The 14364-nt window shown below is 68.5% G+C and carries 12 protein-coding genes; 4 read left to right on the forward strand and 8 right to left on the reverse strand.

The window, feature by feature from the left end:
• Positions 1-34 precede the first annotated feature (34 nt).
• Positions 35-1519 (forward strand): MATE family efflux transporter, encoded by a 1485-nt coding sequence (locus M2282_RS11850; protein WP_280808985.1) that lies wholly within the window; start codon positions 35-37, stop codon positions 1517-1519.
• Here M2282_RS11850 and dbpA read toward each other — a convergent pair.
• From dbpA to M2282_RS11870, 4 genes are all read right to left on the reverse strand, one after another.
• The gene (gene dbpA, locus M2282_RS11855; protein ID WP_280808986.1) at positions 1485-2936 is read right to left on the reverse strand and encodes an ATP-dependent RNA helicase DbpA; all 1452 of its coding nucleotides are present in this window, start codon (positions 2934-2936) and stop codon (positions 1485-1487) included. The genes M2282_RS11850 and dbpA overlap by 35 nt on opposite strands.
• A gap of 85 nt (positions 2937-3021) precedes the next feature.
• A complete protein-coding gene (gene infA, locus M2282_RS11860; protein ID WP_093128941.1) occupies positions 3022-3288 on the reverse strand; it encodes a translation initiation factor IF-1 in 267 nt (88 codons plus the stop codon).
• Positions 3289-3348: 60 nt separating this feature from the next.
• Positions 3349-3600, reverse strand: a complete 252-nt coding sequence (locus tag M2282_RS11865; protein ID WP_280809184.1) for a hypothetical protein — start codon at positions 3598-3600, stop codon at positions 3349-3351.
• Between the two features lie 389 nt (positions 3601-3989).
• Positions 3990-5237 (reverse strand): MFS transporter, encoded by a 1248-nt coding sequence (locus M2282_RS11870; RefSeq protein WP_280808987.1) that lies wholly within the window; start codon positions 5235-5237, stop codon positions 3990-3992.
• 82 nt (positions 5238-5319) lie between these two features.
• Here M2282_RS11870 and M2282_RS11875 point away from each other — a divergent pair, with 82 nt between their 5' ends.
• Positions 5320-6777, forward strand: a complete 1458-nt coding sequence (locus tag M2282_RS11875) for a PLP-dependent aminotransferase family protein (RefSeq protein ID WP_280808988.1) — start codon at positions 5320-5322, stop codon at positions 6775-6777.
• A gap of 103 nt (positions 6778-6880) precedes the next feature.
• Positions 6881-7963 carry a catalase family protein gene (locus tag M2282_RS11880; protein WP_280808989.1) on the forward strand — a complete coding sequence of 361 codons (1083 nt, stop codon included), beginning with the start codon at positions 6881-6883 and terminating at the stop codon, positions 7961-7963.
• Positions 7964-7970: 7 nt separating this feature from the next.
• Here the strand turns inward: M2282_RS11880 and M2282_RS11885 are convergent, their stop codons facing one another.
• Positions 7971-9026, reverse strand: coding sequence for a sugar phosphate isomerase/epimerase family protein (locus M2282_RS11885; RefSeq protein ID WP_280808990.1), 1056 nt, complete (start codon positions 9024-9026; stop codon positions 7971-7973).
• 136 nt (positions 9027-9162) lie between these two features.
• On the opposite strand from M2282_RS11885, the gene M2282_RS11890 reads away from it, so the two are divergent.
• Entirely contained in the window at positions 9163-10044 is an 882-nt protein-coding gene (locus M2282_RS11890) for a gamma-glutamyl-gamma-aminobutyrate hydrolase family protein (RefSeq protein WP_280808991.1), read from the forward strand.
• 4 nt (positions 10045-10048) lie between these two features.
• On the opposite strand, the gene M2282_RS11895 is transcribed toward M2282_RS11890, so the two are convergent.
• The 3 genes from M2282_RS11895 to M2282_RS11905 form a co-directional block, all read right to left on the reverse strand.
• Complete coding sequence (locus M2282_RS11895; RefSeq protein ID WP_280808992.1) at positions 10049-10231, reverse strand: hypothetical protein; 183 nt, start codon at positions 10229-10231, stop codon at positions 10049-10051.
• Positions 10232-10318: 87 nt separating this feature from the next.
• Positions 10319-11299 carry a tripartite tricarboxylate transporter substrate binding protein gene (locus M2282_RS11900; RefSeq protein ID WP_432422898.1) on the reverse strand — a complete coding sequence of 327 codons (981 nt, stop codon included), beginning with the start codon at positions 11297-11299 and terminating at the stop codon, positions 10319-10321.
• A 5-nt stretch (positions 11300-11304) separates the two neighbouring features.
• Positions 11305-14271 (reverse strand): DNA topoisomerase III, encoded by a 2967-nt coding sequence (locus M2282_RS11905; protein WP_280808993.1) that lies wholly within the window; start codon positions 14269-14271, stop codon positions 11305-11307.
• Between the last annotated feature and the right edge of the window lie 93 nt (positions 14272-14364).

The raw sequence follows: 14364 nt of genomic DNA on the forward strand, positions 1-14364 counted from the left end.
CGAACCCGCAATTAGGCCACATCGAGGATTTCATATGCCAATAACCGAAACGGCGGGTGCCGTCGAGCGTCCGCGCTTCGTTTCGGGCTCGCTGCTGCGCCATGTTTGCGTGATGGCCGGCACCGGTGCCATCGGGTTGATCGCGGTGTTCGCGGTCGACCTGATCAACCTCTTCTACATCTCGCTGCTCGGAGAGAAAGAGACGGCGGCGGCGGTCGGTTTCGCGGGCGTGGTGGGGTTCTTTCATGCGTCGCTGTGCATCGGGTTGACCATCGGCATCGCAGCGGTGGTGTCGCGCACGGTGGGGGCCGGCCGCGCGGCCGATGCGCGGCGCATCGCCACCTCGAGCCTCGTGCTGATGGCGGCCGTGTCGGTGGTAGCGGGCAGCGGCACGGCCTTCTTCCTGCACCCTGCCCTGCATGCGCTCGGCGCCGAGGGCGAGACGGCGCGGCTCGCGCAGCGCTACCTCGCGGTGACAGTGCACACGCTGCCGCTCCTGGGCCTCGGCATGGCGTGCTCGGCGCTGCTGCGCTCCGTCGGCGATGCGCGCCGCTCGATGACGGTCACTCTCGCGGGGGCCTTCGTGACGGCGGTGCTCGATCCGATATTGATCTTCGGTTTCGGTCTGGGACTCGACGGCGCGGCGATCAGCGCAGTGGTCTCGCGCATGGTGCTCGCGGCCATCGGGCTGCATGGCGTGATGGTGAAGCACCGGATGCTCGGGCGCTTCGAGGCAGCGCAACTGGCGGGCGATGCGCGTGCCCTCGCGAGCGTTGCGGGGCCGGCGGTGTTGACGAACCTCGCGACGCCCGTAGGAGCTGCCTTCGTCACGCATGCGATCGCGCAGTTCGGTCCGTCTGCTGTTGCGGGCGCGGCGACCATCGACCGGCTGAGCCCGGTGGCCTTCGGGCTCGTCTACGCGTTGAGCGGTGCGGTCGGACCGATCCTGGCGCAGAACCTCGGCGCCGGCCAGTACCGCCGCGTGCAGGAGGGACTGCGCGACAGCCTGCTCTTCATGGTGGCCTCGGTGGCCGTCGCCTGGCTGGTGCTGGCGTTGGGACAGGGCGTGCTGATCCGCGCGTTCTCGGCCGAGGGGCAGGCGGCCGAGCTCATCGCGCTCTTCTGCACCTGGCTCGCGGCGAGCTTTTTCTTTTCGGGCGGGTTGTTCGTGGCGAATGCGTCGTTCAACAACCTCGGGCATCCGTTGCTGTCGACCTTTTTCAACTGGGGACGCGCCACGCTGGGCACGATTCCGTTCGCCTGGTGGGGCTCGCACCACGGCGCGGCCGGCGTGCTGATCGGGCAGGCCGTGGGCTCGTCGATCTTCGGGTTGCTTGCGGTGGTGGTGGCGTTCCGGCTGGCGGCCAAACTGGCGCGGCAGGAGCCGTCGATGAAGGCGCCTGCCCCGGTGCTCGATGCACCGGTGGCGCCGACCTCGGCGCATGGCGACGCTGCGGCGCTCGCGACGCCGCAGCCGGTGGCCGTTACTGGTCCTGCAGCGTCAGCAGCCGCACCTTGACCGACTTGCCCTTGACCCGGCCGCTGCCGAGCTTGTGCGCCGCCTCTGCAGCGATGGCGCGGTCCACAGCCACGTACGTCGAGAACTCGTTGACGTTGATCTTGCCGACCTGGTCCTTGGTGTAGCCGCAGTCGCCGGTGAGCGCGCCCAGCACGTCGCCGGCGCGGATCTTTTCCTTGCGTCCGCCGACGATCTGCAGCGTGGCCATCGGCGGCTGCAGCGGCGCGCCCTTGCCGGGCGTGAGTTCGGCCAGTTCGTGCCATTCGGATTCGCGGCCCTGCAGCTGCTCGATCTTTCCGACGCTGCCCATCTCGTTCATGCTCGCCAGGTTCAGCGCGAGGCCTTCGGCATCGCCCGACTGGCCCACGCGGCCGGTGCGGCCGACGCGGTGGATGTGGATTTCGGAATCGGGCGTCACATCGACGTTGATCACCGCTTCGAGGTGCGAAATATCGAGGCCGCGCGCCGCCACGTCGGTTGCCACCAGCACCGAGCAGCTGCGGTTGGCGAACTGCACCAGCACCTGGTCGCGCTCGCGCTGCTCCAGCTCGCCGAACAGGGCCAGCGCGCTGAAGCCCTGCGCCTGCAGCACCTCGACGAGGTCGCGGCACTGCTGCTTGGTGTTGCAGAAGGCCAGCGTGCTGACGGGGCGGAAATGGTCGAGCAGCAGGCTCACGGTGTGCAGCCGCTCGCTGTCCTTCACCTGGTACCAGCGCTGGCGGATCTTGCTGCCTTCATGCTGCGCCTGCACCGTGATCTGCTGCGGGCTCTTCATGAACTGCTGCGCGAGCTTGGCGATGCCTTCGGGGTACGTGGCCGAGAACAGCAGCGTCTGGCGGGCCGAAGGGCACTGGCGCGCGACCTTCACGATGTCCTCGAAGAAGCCCATGTCCAGCATGCGGTCGGCTTCGTCCAGCACCAGCGTGTTGAGCGCCGAGAGGTCGAGGTTGCCGCGGTCCAGGTGGTCCATGATGCGGCCCGGCGTGCCCACGACGATGTGCGCGCCGTGCTCCAGGCTGGCAATTTGTCCGCGCAGCGCGACGCCGCCGCAGAGCGTGACCACCTTGATGTTTTCTTCCGCGCGCGCCAGGCGCCGGATCTCGGTCGTGACCTGGTCGGCCAGCTCGCGCGTCGGGCACAGCACCATCGCCTGGATGGCGAAGCGGCGTGCGTTGAGGTTGGCGAGCAGCGCGAGCGCGAAGGCGGCGGTCTTGCCGCTGCCGGTCTTGGCCTGGGCGATCAGGTCCTTGCCGAGCAAAGCGGGCGGCAGGGCGGCGGCCTGGATGGCCGTCATCTGCGTGTAGCCCAGCTGGGTGAGGTTGGCCAGCATCTGGGGCGAGAGCGCCAGGGTGGCAAAGCCGTTTTCGGTCGAAACCTGGGCCTGGGGGCCTTCGGCTGTGGGATTGGTCGTGGTCATCGTTTCAGCAGCCGGGACCCGGGAAAAACAAAGGCCTTGCCGGCACCCTTCGCGGGGTGCCGCAAGGCCTCTTGTCCGTCGCGGATCAGCGGCGGGGAGAGTTGTTGCCGCCGGTCGGCGGCGGGCCGCGACGTTCCAGGTGGCGGAAGGTGATGCGACCCTTGGTCAGGTCGTAGGGCGAGAGTTCGAGCGACACCTTGTCACCCGCCAGGATGCGGATGTGGTGCTTGCGCATCTTGCCGCCGCTGTAGGCGATCAGTTGATGGCCGTTGTCCAGCGTGACGCGGTAGCGCGAGTCGGGCAGGACTTCGGTCACTGCGCCGTTCATTTCGATCAGTTCTTCCTTGGGCATGCTTGGTTACCTCTGAATCTCGTTCGATGTGTGTTGGATGTGAAGATGGGCGTGATTGTTTCAGCCTGCGCACGGCATGGCGAGAGGCGCGTTGCGCTCGCGCACCCAGCCCAGGCCCTGGTCGATGGCATAGCCGACGGCGGCCGCGTGGCTCGCAAAGCGCGGCGTGAAACGCATCACGCGGTCGTGCATGCCGCTGCCGCGGCCGGAGCGGATCGAGACGGAAGCGGCGAAGTTGCCGTCGTCCTGATGTCGAATGAGCGGGGAAACAAGGTACTTGCCCACCGCGATACTGTGTTGAATGATGTCCATGAAGCCTTGGCACAGCGCGCGAATGTTGGACGCGAAGTGCCTGAAAAATGATTGAAAACGGGCGTGGGCCGGCCGGAACGGCGCGGCGGACGCGCTATTCGCTTCAACAAGAACGAAGGCAGTGGTGGCAATCATGGGCGCCCGGTCTGGCGCTCCAACACACTGGGGAGCCGGCTGAAAGTGTGGGGGCCTGGAAAATCCAAGGGACAGTGCAGGTCAGCCGGCAATATGACGAAGGGCTTCGTCGTGGTATCGAAACGAACCCGCCATTATAGCTTGACGGGCATGACAGTTGCTCGCCATGAAAGCAAGCGGGCCCTGGATGGGCCCGCGAGGAATGGCCTTCCCTGCGAAATCTGCTATTGAAAATATAGCGAAGCCCGGCGCAATCAGGCAGCCAGCGGTGATGTCGGCGACGAAAGCGCAGTCCGCGACCTGTGGGCAGCACGCAACATCAGGCCCAGCCCAGCGAGCTGGCAAGCCGCGCCTGCCCAGCCCACCGCGCTCACTCCGACCAGATCGATCACCACGCCGCCCAGCCCCGATCCCGCCGCGATGCCCAGATAGACCGCCGAGGCGTTGAGCGACAGCGTCATCGGCGCGCGGTCCGGTGCCAGGCGAATCAGCCGCACCGCCTGTGCCGGGCCGAAGCCCCAGCCTGCAAAACCCCAGAGCGCCGACAGCCCCACGATGAGCGGCAGCGCCAGTTCGCGCGACAGCATCTGCGCCGAGAACGACAGCCCGCCCAGGATCACGACCAGCATCAGCGCGAAGCCCTGTGCCATGCGGTCGGCGCCGAAGCGGTCGGTCGCCCAGCCGCCGGCCGCGGTGCCGACGGCGGCCGCGATCCCGATGGCGAAGAACACCGCGCTCACGCCCTCGGCGCCGAAACCCAGCGTGCCCGAGAGGAACAGCGCGATGTAGGTATAGAAGCTGAAGCCGCCCGTCGCCCACAGCATGGTGGTCAGCAGCGCCGGCAGCACGCCGGGCTCGCGGGTCACCGAGAAAGACGGTGTGCGTGCGACGGTGGCCGGCGCCGCGGCCAGCCCGCGCGGCAGGCCGACGGCCAGGCCCCAGGTGGCCAGCGCCGCCACCGCGGCGATCAGCAGGTAGGCCGTGCGCCAGCCGCCCCAGCCGGCGATCCACGCGCCCAGCGGCACGCCGAGTGCCACCGCCACCGTGCCGCCGCCCGTCACGATGGCGAGCGCCCGGCCGCGCAGCGCGGGCGACACCATCGACGCCGCCACCGCGCTTGCCGTCGGCAGGAACACGCCGGCCACCAGCCCGAGTGCGACCCGCGCGAGCGCCAGCTGCGCGAAGCCCTGCGCCATCGAAGCGGCCAGCGTGATGCCCGAGAACGCCGCGAGGCTGGCGATCAGCAGCGGCCGCCGTCCGAAGCGTGCGAACAGCGCGGCCATCACCGGCGAGCCGATCGCATAGCTCAGCGCGAACAGCAGCACCAACTGCCCGGCGCGGGTGGCGCTCACCTGCAGGTCGGCCGCCAGCACCGGCAGCAGGCCGGCAACCATGAAGCTTTCGGTGCCGATGGCGAAGGCGCCGAGCGCGAGCCACGCGAGGCCGATGGGCAGGCGTTCGGTCGGCTGTGTGGGCGGGGTGACTAGAGGTTCGGTGTTCATGAAGAGACTCCGGTGAGCGTTCTGAGGCCTCCAGAATAGGCTTGTGATTGGCTCTTCAAAAGAACCACAATCGGCGAACTTCATGGAGCCACTTTTCGAACTCGCCATCCGCCTGCCGGGCACCGGCTCGCGCGAGCTGCTGCGCGAGGTGCACCGGCAACTGCGCGACGCCATCCTCGACGGCCGGCTGCAGCCCGGCGCACGCCTGCCCGCCACGCGCGCGCTCGCCGGGCGGCTGGGCGTCTCGCGCAACACCATGCTCGCGGCCTACGACCTGCTGTTGAGCGAGGGCTACCTGCTGGCGCGCCCCGGCGCCGGCACCTATGTGGCCGACACGCTGCCGCAGTCGCGCCGCGGCCGTGCCTCCAAAGGCGCATCCGCCCGCCGCGATCCGCGGCTGGTGCCACTGAACGTGCCCGGCGCCGACCTCGCGCCCACGCTGCAGCCGCAGCGCGCGCGCGACGATTTCCGCGTCGGCCTGCCCGACACCGGCGCCTTCCCGTTCGACATCTGGCGCCGCCTGTCCGACCGCGCGCTGCGCCGCATTGCGCGCGAGCCGGCCGACTATGCCGAGCCGCAAGGCCAGGCCGCGCTGCGCGAGGCGATCGCGAAGCACGTGTCGTTCACCCGCGCAGTCGGCTGCACCGCCGACGACATCGTCGTCACCGCCGGCGCGCAGCAGGCCTTCGGGCTGCTCGCGCGCATCCTCGTCGTGCCGGGGCGCACGGTGGTCGCGGTCGAGCAGCTTTTCTATCCGTCGCTGCGTGAAGCGCTGACGGCTGCAGGCGCCAAGGTGGTCACCGTACCGACCGATGCGGAAGGCCTGTGCGTCGACCGCCTGCCGCCCGAGGTGCGCGTGATCTGCGTGACACCCTCGCACCAGTTCCCCACCGGCGTCGCGATGTCGCCGCAGCGGCGCGCGGCATTGCTGGCCTTCGCGCGGGCGCGCAATGCGGTCGTCATCGAGGACGACTACGACAGCGAATTCCGCTTTGCGGGCCGCCCGCTCGATGCGCTGCAGACGCTCGACCGCGCCGAGTCGGTCTGCTACGTCGGCACCTTTTCGAAGAGCCTGTTTCCTGCGTTGCGGCTGGGCTTTGTGGTCGCGCCGCCGTGGGCGCGCGCCGCGCTGGTGCGCGCGCGCGAGCTGGCCGATTGGCACGGCCCGGTGCTCGGGCAGGAGGCGCTCGCCGCCTTCATCGCCGAAGGGCACCTCGCGCGCCACATCCGCAAGATGCGCAAGATCTACGGCGCGCGCCGCGCCGCGCTGCTCGAGGCGCTGGCAAAGCACGCCGGGGAACGGCTTGAGGTGATTCCTTCCGATGCGGGCCTGCACCTGTCGGCCTGGCTGCGCACCGGCACGCGCGACCACGCCGTGGTCGAACGCGCCGCCGCGGCCGGCATCGCGCTGCCGCCGCTCTCGCGCTTCGCGCTCGACCCGCTGGCCCCCGATGCGCCGAACGGCCTCGCCTTCGGCTACGGGCTGATCGACGAATCGCAGATCGACGGCGCGATCCGTCGCCTCGCCGCGCTGCTCTGAGCGCTGCCCTTCGCGCACGCATTGGCGCTGCGCTCCTACAAGGCGCTGGTCAGGTGCGCCGGATCGTGAAGCTGTCGCCAAGTCGAAGAAAGAAGATCCCCCAATGAACACCGCCACGCCTTCCACCGCCCCCGTGCGCTTCGACCCGTCCGTGGAGACCGTGGCCGACGACGAGCGCCAGACCCAGGCCGAACTCGTCGGCACGTTGCTCGCCATGTCCAGAACCATGGCCGACCACACCGGCCATGCGATGCGCAGCGTGCACGCCAAGAGCCACGGCCTGCTGCGCGGCGAACTGCGCGTGCTCGACGGCCTGCCCGAGCCGCTGGCGCAGGGCCTTTTCGCCAAGCCCGGTCGCCATGCGGTCGTGATGCGCATCTCCACGCCGCCCGCCGAGATGCTGGACGACCGCGTCTCGTTGCCGCGCGGCATGGCGCTCAAGGTGATGGACGTCGAGGGTGAGCGCGTGGAAGGCTCGGAGGCCCACACCACGCAGGATTTCCTGTTCGTCGACGGCCCGGTGTTCCCCGCGCCGGACGCGAAGGGGTTCCTGAAAAGCCTGAAGCTGCTCGCCGGCACCACTGACAAGGCGCCCAACGCCAAGCGCGTGCTCTCGAGCGTGCTGCAGGGTGTGGAAAAGGCCGTCGAGGCGGTCGGCGGCCAGAGCGGCACGCTGATCGCACTGGGTGGCCACCCCGAGACCCATCCGCTGGGCTCCACCTTCTTCACGCAAGTGCCGATCCGCTACGGCAACTACATCGCGAAGCTGCAACTGGCGCCGGTCTCCCCCAACCTGGTGGCGCTGGAGGGGCAGCCCATCGACCTGAACGACAAGCCCGACGGCACGCGCGAAGCGGTCATGGCCGTCGTGCGCCAGCAACCCGCCGAATGGGAACTGCGCGTGCAGCTGTGCGTGGACCTGGAGCGCATGCCGGTCGAAGACGCCTCGGTCGAATGGCCGCAGGAGCTGAGCCCGTTCGTGCCCGTGGCGCGCATCGCCACCGGCCCGCAGGCCGGCTGGAGCGACGCGCTGTCACGCGAGATCGACGACGGCATGTCCTTCAATCCCTGGCATACGCTGGCCGCGCACCGGCCGCTCGGCAATGTGATGCGTGCGCGCAAGGCCGCGTATGCCGCGTCGTCGAACTACCGCAGCGAACGCAACGGCTGCCCGCTGGACCGCTGAGCGGGCATCAGCCCAGCCCGAGCATCTTCCGGTTCGCCGTCACATCCACGCCGCCCGCCGCGAAGTCGTCGAAGGCCCGGTCGGCCACGCGAATGATGTGATCGGCGATGAAGGCAGCGCCCTCGCGCGCGCCGTCTTCCGGATGCTTGATGCAGCACTCCCACTCGAGCACCGCCCAGCCGGGGAAGTCGTACTGCGCCATCTTCGAGAAGATGGCCTTGAAGTCCACTTGCCCGTCGCCCAGTGAACGGAAGCGCCCTGCCCGGTTGATCCAGCTCTGGAAGCCGCCGTACACGCCTTGCTTGCCGGTCGGGTTGAACTCGGCGTCCTTCACGTGAAAGATCTTGATGCGCTCGTGGTAGTGGTCGATGTACGCGAGGTAGTCCAGCTGCTGCAGCATGAAGTGGCTCGGGTCGTACAGCAGGCAGGCGCGCGGATGATTGCCCACGCGCTCCAGGAACATCTCGTAGCTCACGCCGTCGTGCAGGTCTTCACCGGGGTGGATCTCGTAGCCCACGTCCACGCCCGCGGCGTCGAAGGCATCGAGGATCGGGCGCCAGCGGCGCGCGAGTTCGTCGAAGGCTTCCTCGATGAGCCCCGGCGGGCGCGGCGGCCACGAGTAGAGGTACGGCCATGCCAGCGCGCCCGAGAAGGTCGCGTGCGCCGTGAGCCCGAGGTTGGCCGAAGCCTTGGCCGCGAAGTGCAGCTGCTCCACCGCCCACTGCTGGCGCCGCACCGGGTCCCCGCGCACCTCGGGCGCCGCGAAGCCGTCGAAGCCCGCGTCGTAGGCCGGGTGCACCGCGACCAACTGGCCCTGCAGGTGCGTCGAGAGCTCGGTGATCTCCAGCCCGTGCTGTGCGAGCGTGCCCTTCACTTCCTCGCAGTAGGTCTTGCTCTCGGCCGCACGCTGAAGATCGAAGAGGCGCGCATCCCAGCTCGGGATCTGCACGCCCTTGTAGCCGAGGCCGGCGGCCCATCCGGCAATGCCGTCGAGCGTGTTGAAGGGGGCGGTGTCTCCGGCGAACTGCGCCAGGAATATGGCGGGACCCTTGATCGTTTTCATGGCTTGTCTTCCTTATGCGTCGTGGCGGCGTTGAAAGCATACTTGGCGTGTCGTCCGACCCCGTGCGAGAGGCCAACGAGCCACAATGGACTTTCCTTTCCGCACCTCCCGATCAGTTCGCGCTGACAGTCCCGCGATGACGCAACCCGTTTCCGCCCGGCTCAAGATCGGCCTGTCCGCCTGCTTCTCGCACGCCGACCCGGCCCGCTCGCTCTTCACCAACAAGACGCTGCAATACGTCGAGCAATCGATCGCGCACTGGCTCATGTCCGCAGGCGCGATGGTCGTGATGGTGCCCTGCCCCACCGGCGAAACCGCGCGCGGCGACACCAAGCTCTCGCACTACGCGGAATGGCTCGACGGCGTGGTGATGCACGGCGGCGCCGACGTCTGGCCCGGCAGCTACGGCGAAGTGCCGCTGAAGGACGCATGGATCGGCGATCAGATCCGCGATCTCTACGATCTCGCGCTGGTCGAGGCTTTCGAGCAGGCCGGCAAGCCCGTCTTCGGCGTGTGCCGCGGGCTGCAGCTCATCAACGTGGCCTTCGGTGGCACGCTCTACCAGGACATCGAGGAACAGCACGAAGGCGGGCTGCGCCACCGCGACCCGGTGACCTACGACCAGAATTTCCACGAGATCGAGATCGTCAAGGGCACGCGCCTCTCGAAGCTCTATCCGCAGGTGCAGACGGCGCGCGTCAACAGCATCCACCACCAGGGCATCAAGGGGCTCGCACCGGGTTTCGAGATCGAGGCCTGGAGCCTGCCCGACCGCGTGCCCGAGGCCATCCGCCGCCTGCCCGACCGCGGCCGCAGCTACATCGCTGCAACGCAATGGCACCCCGAATTCCACAAGTACGGCAGCACCGAGACGGTCGACGACACGCCGATCCTGCATGACTTCCTGTGGGCCTGCGCGACCGCCAAGGTCGCGCCGAAGACGCCGCCGCGCTCGGGCCCTGGCAAGATCCGCGACCGCGCGGCGCGGGTGCTGCGCCAGGCGCTGCTGCGGCGCTGAAGGATCAGCGGCGGTCCGAACGGTTCGAGCTGCCGCTGACGCTGGCGTCGATGGTGCCGAACACGGTGACGCCGCTGCCCGATGACGCACCGGCGCTGCCGCCCGAGCCTGCGGACCCGGTGCCGGCGCAGCCCGCCACCACGGCGCTCATGGCGAGGACAAGAACGGCTGCAATGAATGACTTCACGTAAGACTCCAGAGATGGGTGGAACTGCGGACCACTATAGGCCGGCATCCCGCCCGGCCGTGTAACAACACTGCCGGCGGACGGCCCTTACTCGGGCTTCGCGCCCGAGGCCTTGACGGCCGCACCCCAGAGGCCGATCTCGCTCGCCACGAAACGGTCGAACTCGGCCCCGCTCGTGGGCGCGGGTTCGGAGCCGCGCTCGCGGATGAAGCGCGCCATCTGCTCCGTCTTCAGGATGTCGGTCACCTCGTGGTTCAGCCGTTCCACGATGTCGGGCGGCGTGCCGCGTGGCGCCATCAGGCCGAGCCAGCCGACGGCCTCGAAATTCTTCGTGCCCGCCACGCCGCTTTCGCGCACGGTGGGCACCTCGGGCAATTGCGACGAGCGCGTGGCCGACGTCACCGCCAGCGCAACCGCCTTGCCCGCCTTGATGTGCGGCAGCGCGGCCGTCACCGAATCGACCATCAGCGGCACCTGGTTGCCCAGGAAATCCGACTGCGCCGGTCCGCTGCCGCGGTACGGGATGTGCGTGATGAACACATGCGCCGCCGACTTGTACATCTCGCCCGACAGATGCTGCGTGCCGCCGATGCCGGCGCTCGCGTAGCTCAGGCGTCCGGGCTCGGCCTTGGCGCGCGCCGTGAGGTCGGCCAGCGTGCGGATGCCGCTCTCGGGCGTGGCAAGAAACACCAGCGGCACCTTCGCGATCAGCGAGATGCCTACCAGGTCCTTGCGCGGATCGAAGCCCGGCTTGGCATAGAGCGTCTGGTTCACCGCCATCGCGCTGCCCGCCACCACCAGCGTGTAGCCGTCGGGCGGCGCGCGCACCACGAATTCGGTGCCGATGTTGCTGCCCGCGCCGGCCTTGTTGTCGACGATCACCGGCTGGCCCAGCCGCTTGCCGAGCTGTTCGGCGAGCGCGCGGGCGAAGATGTCGGTGGCCTGCCCCGGGGGGAAAGGAACGACCAGCTTGACGGGCCTGTCGGGCCACGCGGCGGCCTGGGCGAGGCCTGCACCGCCCAGCAGCATCGCTGCAGTCAGCGCGGCGGCCAGGCGGCGGCGCTGCATCTTCATCACGCCGCGTCGGGCGCCGAGAGGTGCTTGCCCACGATGCCCGCGAGTTCGAACATCGTCACCTGGTCCTTGCCGAACACGGGCTTCAGCTTCGCATCGGCATTGATCGCGCGCTTGTTGGTCGCGTCCTGCAGGCCGTTGGCCTTGATGTAGTCCCACAGCTTCTTGATGACCTCGGTGCGCGCCACCGGCTCGGCACCGATCACCGCGGCCAGCGAGTCGCTGGGCTTCAGGCCCGCGCCGGGCTTGCGCGGCGCGGCGGCCTTCTTCGCGGCCGGTGCCTTCTTGGCAGCAGGCGTCTTCTTCGCAGCCACCTTCTTCGCTGCCGCGGTCTTGGCCGCCGGCTTGCCGAAGGTCTTGCGCGGCGGGAATTTGCTGCCGCCTTCGCGCGGCGCGAATTCGAAGGTCACCTTGCCTTCTTCGGCGTTCCAGGTGAGGAAGGCCTTGAAGGCACGGCGCGTGCGCATGCTCACGAACTTGTCGAGCAGGTCGGTCTTGCCGGTGGCGAGCAGCTTTTCCATCTGCGCCCGCTCCACCGGCTGCTGCAGGATGATCTTGCCGGTCTTGAAGGTGCAGCTGGGCGTGGGCTGCGCGTTGGTCGGCACCGACTTTTCGCAGACGTAGTTGCTGCCGTGCTCGAACACCGGCGCGCCGCACACCGGGCATGGGCCCACGGTGTCCTGCTCGCTGAAGTCGACGATCTCGCCGGTGTCGCCATTCTTGTCGTCGCCGAAGTCGAACTCCAGCTTCCAGTTTTTCGATTCTTCCTCGTCGTACTTGAGGATGATCTCGGCGGTGAAGGGCCAGCCCGCCTTGGAGCGGAAGCCTTCCAGCGGGCCGATGTGCTTGTCGCGCAAGAGCGCCTCGGCCTCGGCCACCTCGAAGGTGCGTCCGGCCGGCGACTTGCCGAACGAGAAGCCGCAGGCGTCCTCGCCCGTGCCGCTCTTGCCGACGCAGCCGTAGCGGCGGTAGTTTTCCTTCACCACGCCGCCGCAGTTGGGGCACGGCGTTGCGAGCGTGGCGTAGTCGCCGGGCACGGTGTCGCGGTCGTACTCCTTGGCCTTCTTGACGATGTGCTCCGTCATGGCGGCGATCTCGCGCATGAAGGCGTCGCGGCTCAGCGCGCCCTTTTCCATCTGCGCGAGCTTGTATTCCCACTCGCCGGTGAGTTCGGCCTTGGAGAGCTCTTCCACGCCCAGGCCGCGCAGCAGCGTCATGAGCTGGAAGGCCTTGGCCGTCGGAATCAGCTCGCGGCCTTCGCGCAGCATGTACTTCTCGGCGATCAGCCCTTCGATGGTGGCCGCGCGCGTGGCTGGCGTGCCCAGGCCCTTCTCCTGCATCGCTTCGCGCAGCTCGTCGTCGTCGATGGTCTTGCCGGCGCCTTCCATGGCGCCCAGCAGCGTGGCTTCGGAATAGCGCGCGGGCGGGCGTGTCTTGAGGCCCTTGGTGTCGGCCGACTCGGTGTGGACGATCTCGCCCGGCTTCACCGGCACGAGGCGCTTGCCGTCCTTGTCGTCTTCCTTCTCGTCGTCCTGCGCTTCCTTGCCGTAGATCGCGAGCCAGCCCGGCTTGACCAGCACCTTGCCGTCGGTGCGGAACGGGTACTTCTTGCCGCCCTGCTCCACCGTGCTGATGCGCGTGGTCACCTGGTGCTCGGCGCTCGGGAAGAACACCGAGAGGAAACGCCGCACCACGAAGTCATAGAGCTTCTGCTCCGCCTCGCTCAGGCCGCTGGGGGCCTGCAGCGTCGGGATGATCGCGAAGTGATCCGACACCTTGGCGTTGTCGAAGATGCGCTTGTTGGGCTTGACGTAGTTGCCGTCGACCGCTTGTTTGGCGAACGGCGCCAGGTGCTTCATGCCGCTGTCGGCCAGCATCTCCATGGTCTGCTTGACGACCGGCAGATAGTCTTCGGGCAGCGCGCGCGAATCGGTACGCGGGTAGGTCAACGCCTTGTGGCGCTCGTACAGGCTCTGGGCCAGCGCGAGCGTGGTCTTGGCGCTGAAGCCGAAGCGGCCGTTGGCCTCGCGCTGCAGCGAGGTCAGGTCGAACAGCGCGGGCGAGGCCTGCGTGGTGGGCTTGCTCTCTTCGGTCACCGTGGCGGGCTTGCCGCGCGCGGCGTTGGCGATGGCAACGGCCTCCTGCTCGTTCCAGACGCGGTCGGCGCGCTGCTCGGCATCGGGCTCGCCGCTGGCCAGGAGCGGCGCGTTCGCCTTCTTCCAGTCGGGGTTGAACCACTTGCCCGGATAGTTGCCCGCCTCGGCCGCGAAGCTGCCGTGGATTTCCCAGTAGTCGCGCGAGACGAACTTGCGGATCTGCTCCTCGCGCTCCACGACGACGGAAAGTGTCGGCGTCTGCACGCGGCCCACGGTCGTGAGGAAGAAGCCGCCGTCGCGCGAATTGAATGCCGTCATGGCGCGCGTGCCGTTGATGCCCACCAGCCAGTCGGCCTCGGAGCGCGAACGCGCGGCGTCGGCCAGGCCCTGCATCTGCTTTTCGGTGCGCAGCGCATCGAAGCCGTCGCGAATCGCCTGCGGCGTCATCGACTGCAGCCACAGGCGCTTGACCGGCTTGCCCAGCGGGCTCTTGCCGCCGGCGTATTGCTCGATCAGGCGGAAGATCAGCTCGCCCTCGCGGCCCGCGTCGCAGGCGTTGATGAGCTGCGTCACGTCCTTGCGCTTGGCCTGCTTGACTACGGCGTTCAGGCGCGTCTTCGTCTTGTCGACTGGCTTCAGGTCGAAGTGCGGCGGGATCACGGGGAGGTTGGCAAAGCTCCACTTGCCCCGCTTGACGTCGAACTCCTCGGGCGCCTGGATTTCGACCAGGTGACCGACAGCGCTGGTCACGACATAGGTGTCGTTCTCGAAATGCTCGTCATGTTTGTCGAATTTGCCGGCCACCGGCGTGAGGGCGCGGACGATGTCCTGTGCCACCGACGGCTTTTCTGCGATTACCAACGTCTTCATCAACAATTCCTAAAAAAGTTCAGGCCGGCGCCGAGCCGCCTCAAGGCGGCCTGCGGCCCCCTCGGGGGGCAGCGACGACACGCAGTGCGGGAG

The sequence above is a fragment of the Variovorax boronicumulans genome (assembly GCF_029892485.1).
GTDB classification, from domain to species: domain Bacteria; phylum Pseudomonadota; class Gammaproteobacteria; order Burkholderiales; family Burkholderiaceae_C; genus Variovorax; species Variovorax boronicumulans_B.

Excerpts from the sequence above, each read along its gene's own strand:
- M2282_RS11900 (WP_432422898.1), bottom strand. The coding sequence starts at position 11,299 with ATGCAGCGCCGCCGCCTGGCCGCCGCGCTGACTGCAGCGATGCTGCTG.
- M2282_RS11885 (WP_280808990.1), bottom strand. The coding sequence starts at position 9,026 with ATGAAAACGATCAAGGGTCCCGCCATATTCCTGGCGCAGTTCGCCGGA.
- M2282_RS11905 (WP_280808993.1), bottom strand. The coding sequence starts at position 14,271 with ATGAAGACGTTGGTAATCGCAGAAAAGCCGTCGGTGGCACAGGACATC.
- M2282_RS11880 (WP_280808989.1), top strand. The coding sequence starts at position 6,881 with ATGAACACCGCCACGCCTTCCACCGCCCCCGTGCGCTTCGACCCGTCC.
- M2282_RS11870 (WP_280808987.1), bottom strand. The coding sequence starts at position 5,237 with ATGAACACCGAACCTCTAGTCACCCCGCCCACACAGCCGACCGAACGC.
- infA (WP_093128941.1), bottom strand. The coding sequence starts at position 3,288 with ATGCCCAAGGAAGAACTGATCGAAATGAACGGCGCAGTGACCGAAGTC.
- M2282_RS11890 (WP_280808991.1), top strand. The coding sequence starts at position 9,163 with ATGACGCAACCCGTTTCCGCCCGGCTCAAGATCGGCCTGTCCGCCTGC.
- M2282_RS11865 (WP_280809184.1), bottom strand. The coding sequence starts at position 3,600 with ATGGACATCATTCAACACAGTATCGCGGTGGGCAAGTACCTTGTTTCC.
- M2282_RS11875 (WP_280808988.1), top strand. The coding sequence starts at position 5,320 with ATGGAGCCACTTTTCGAACTCGCCATCCGCCTGCCGGGCACCGGCTCG.
- M2282_RS11850 (WP_280808985.1), top strand. The coding sequence starts at position 35 with ATGCCAATAACCGAAACGGCGGGTGCCGTCGAGCGTCCGCGCTTCGTT.
- dbpA (WP_280808986.1), bottom strand. The coding sequence starts at position 2,936 with ATGACCACGACCAATCCCACAGCCGAAGGCCCCCAGGCCCAGGTTTCG.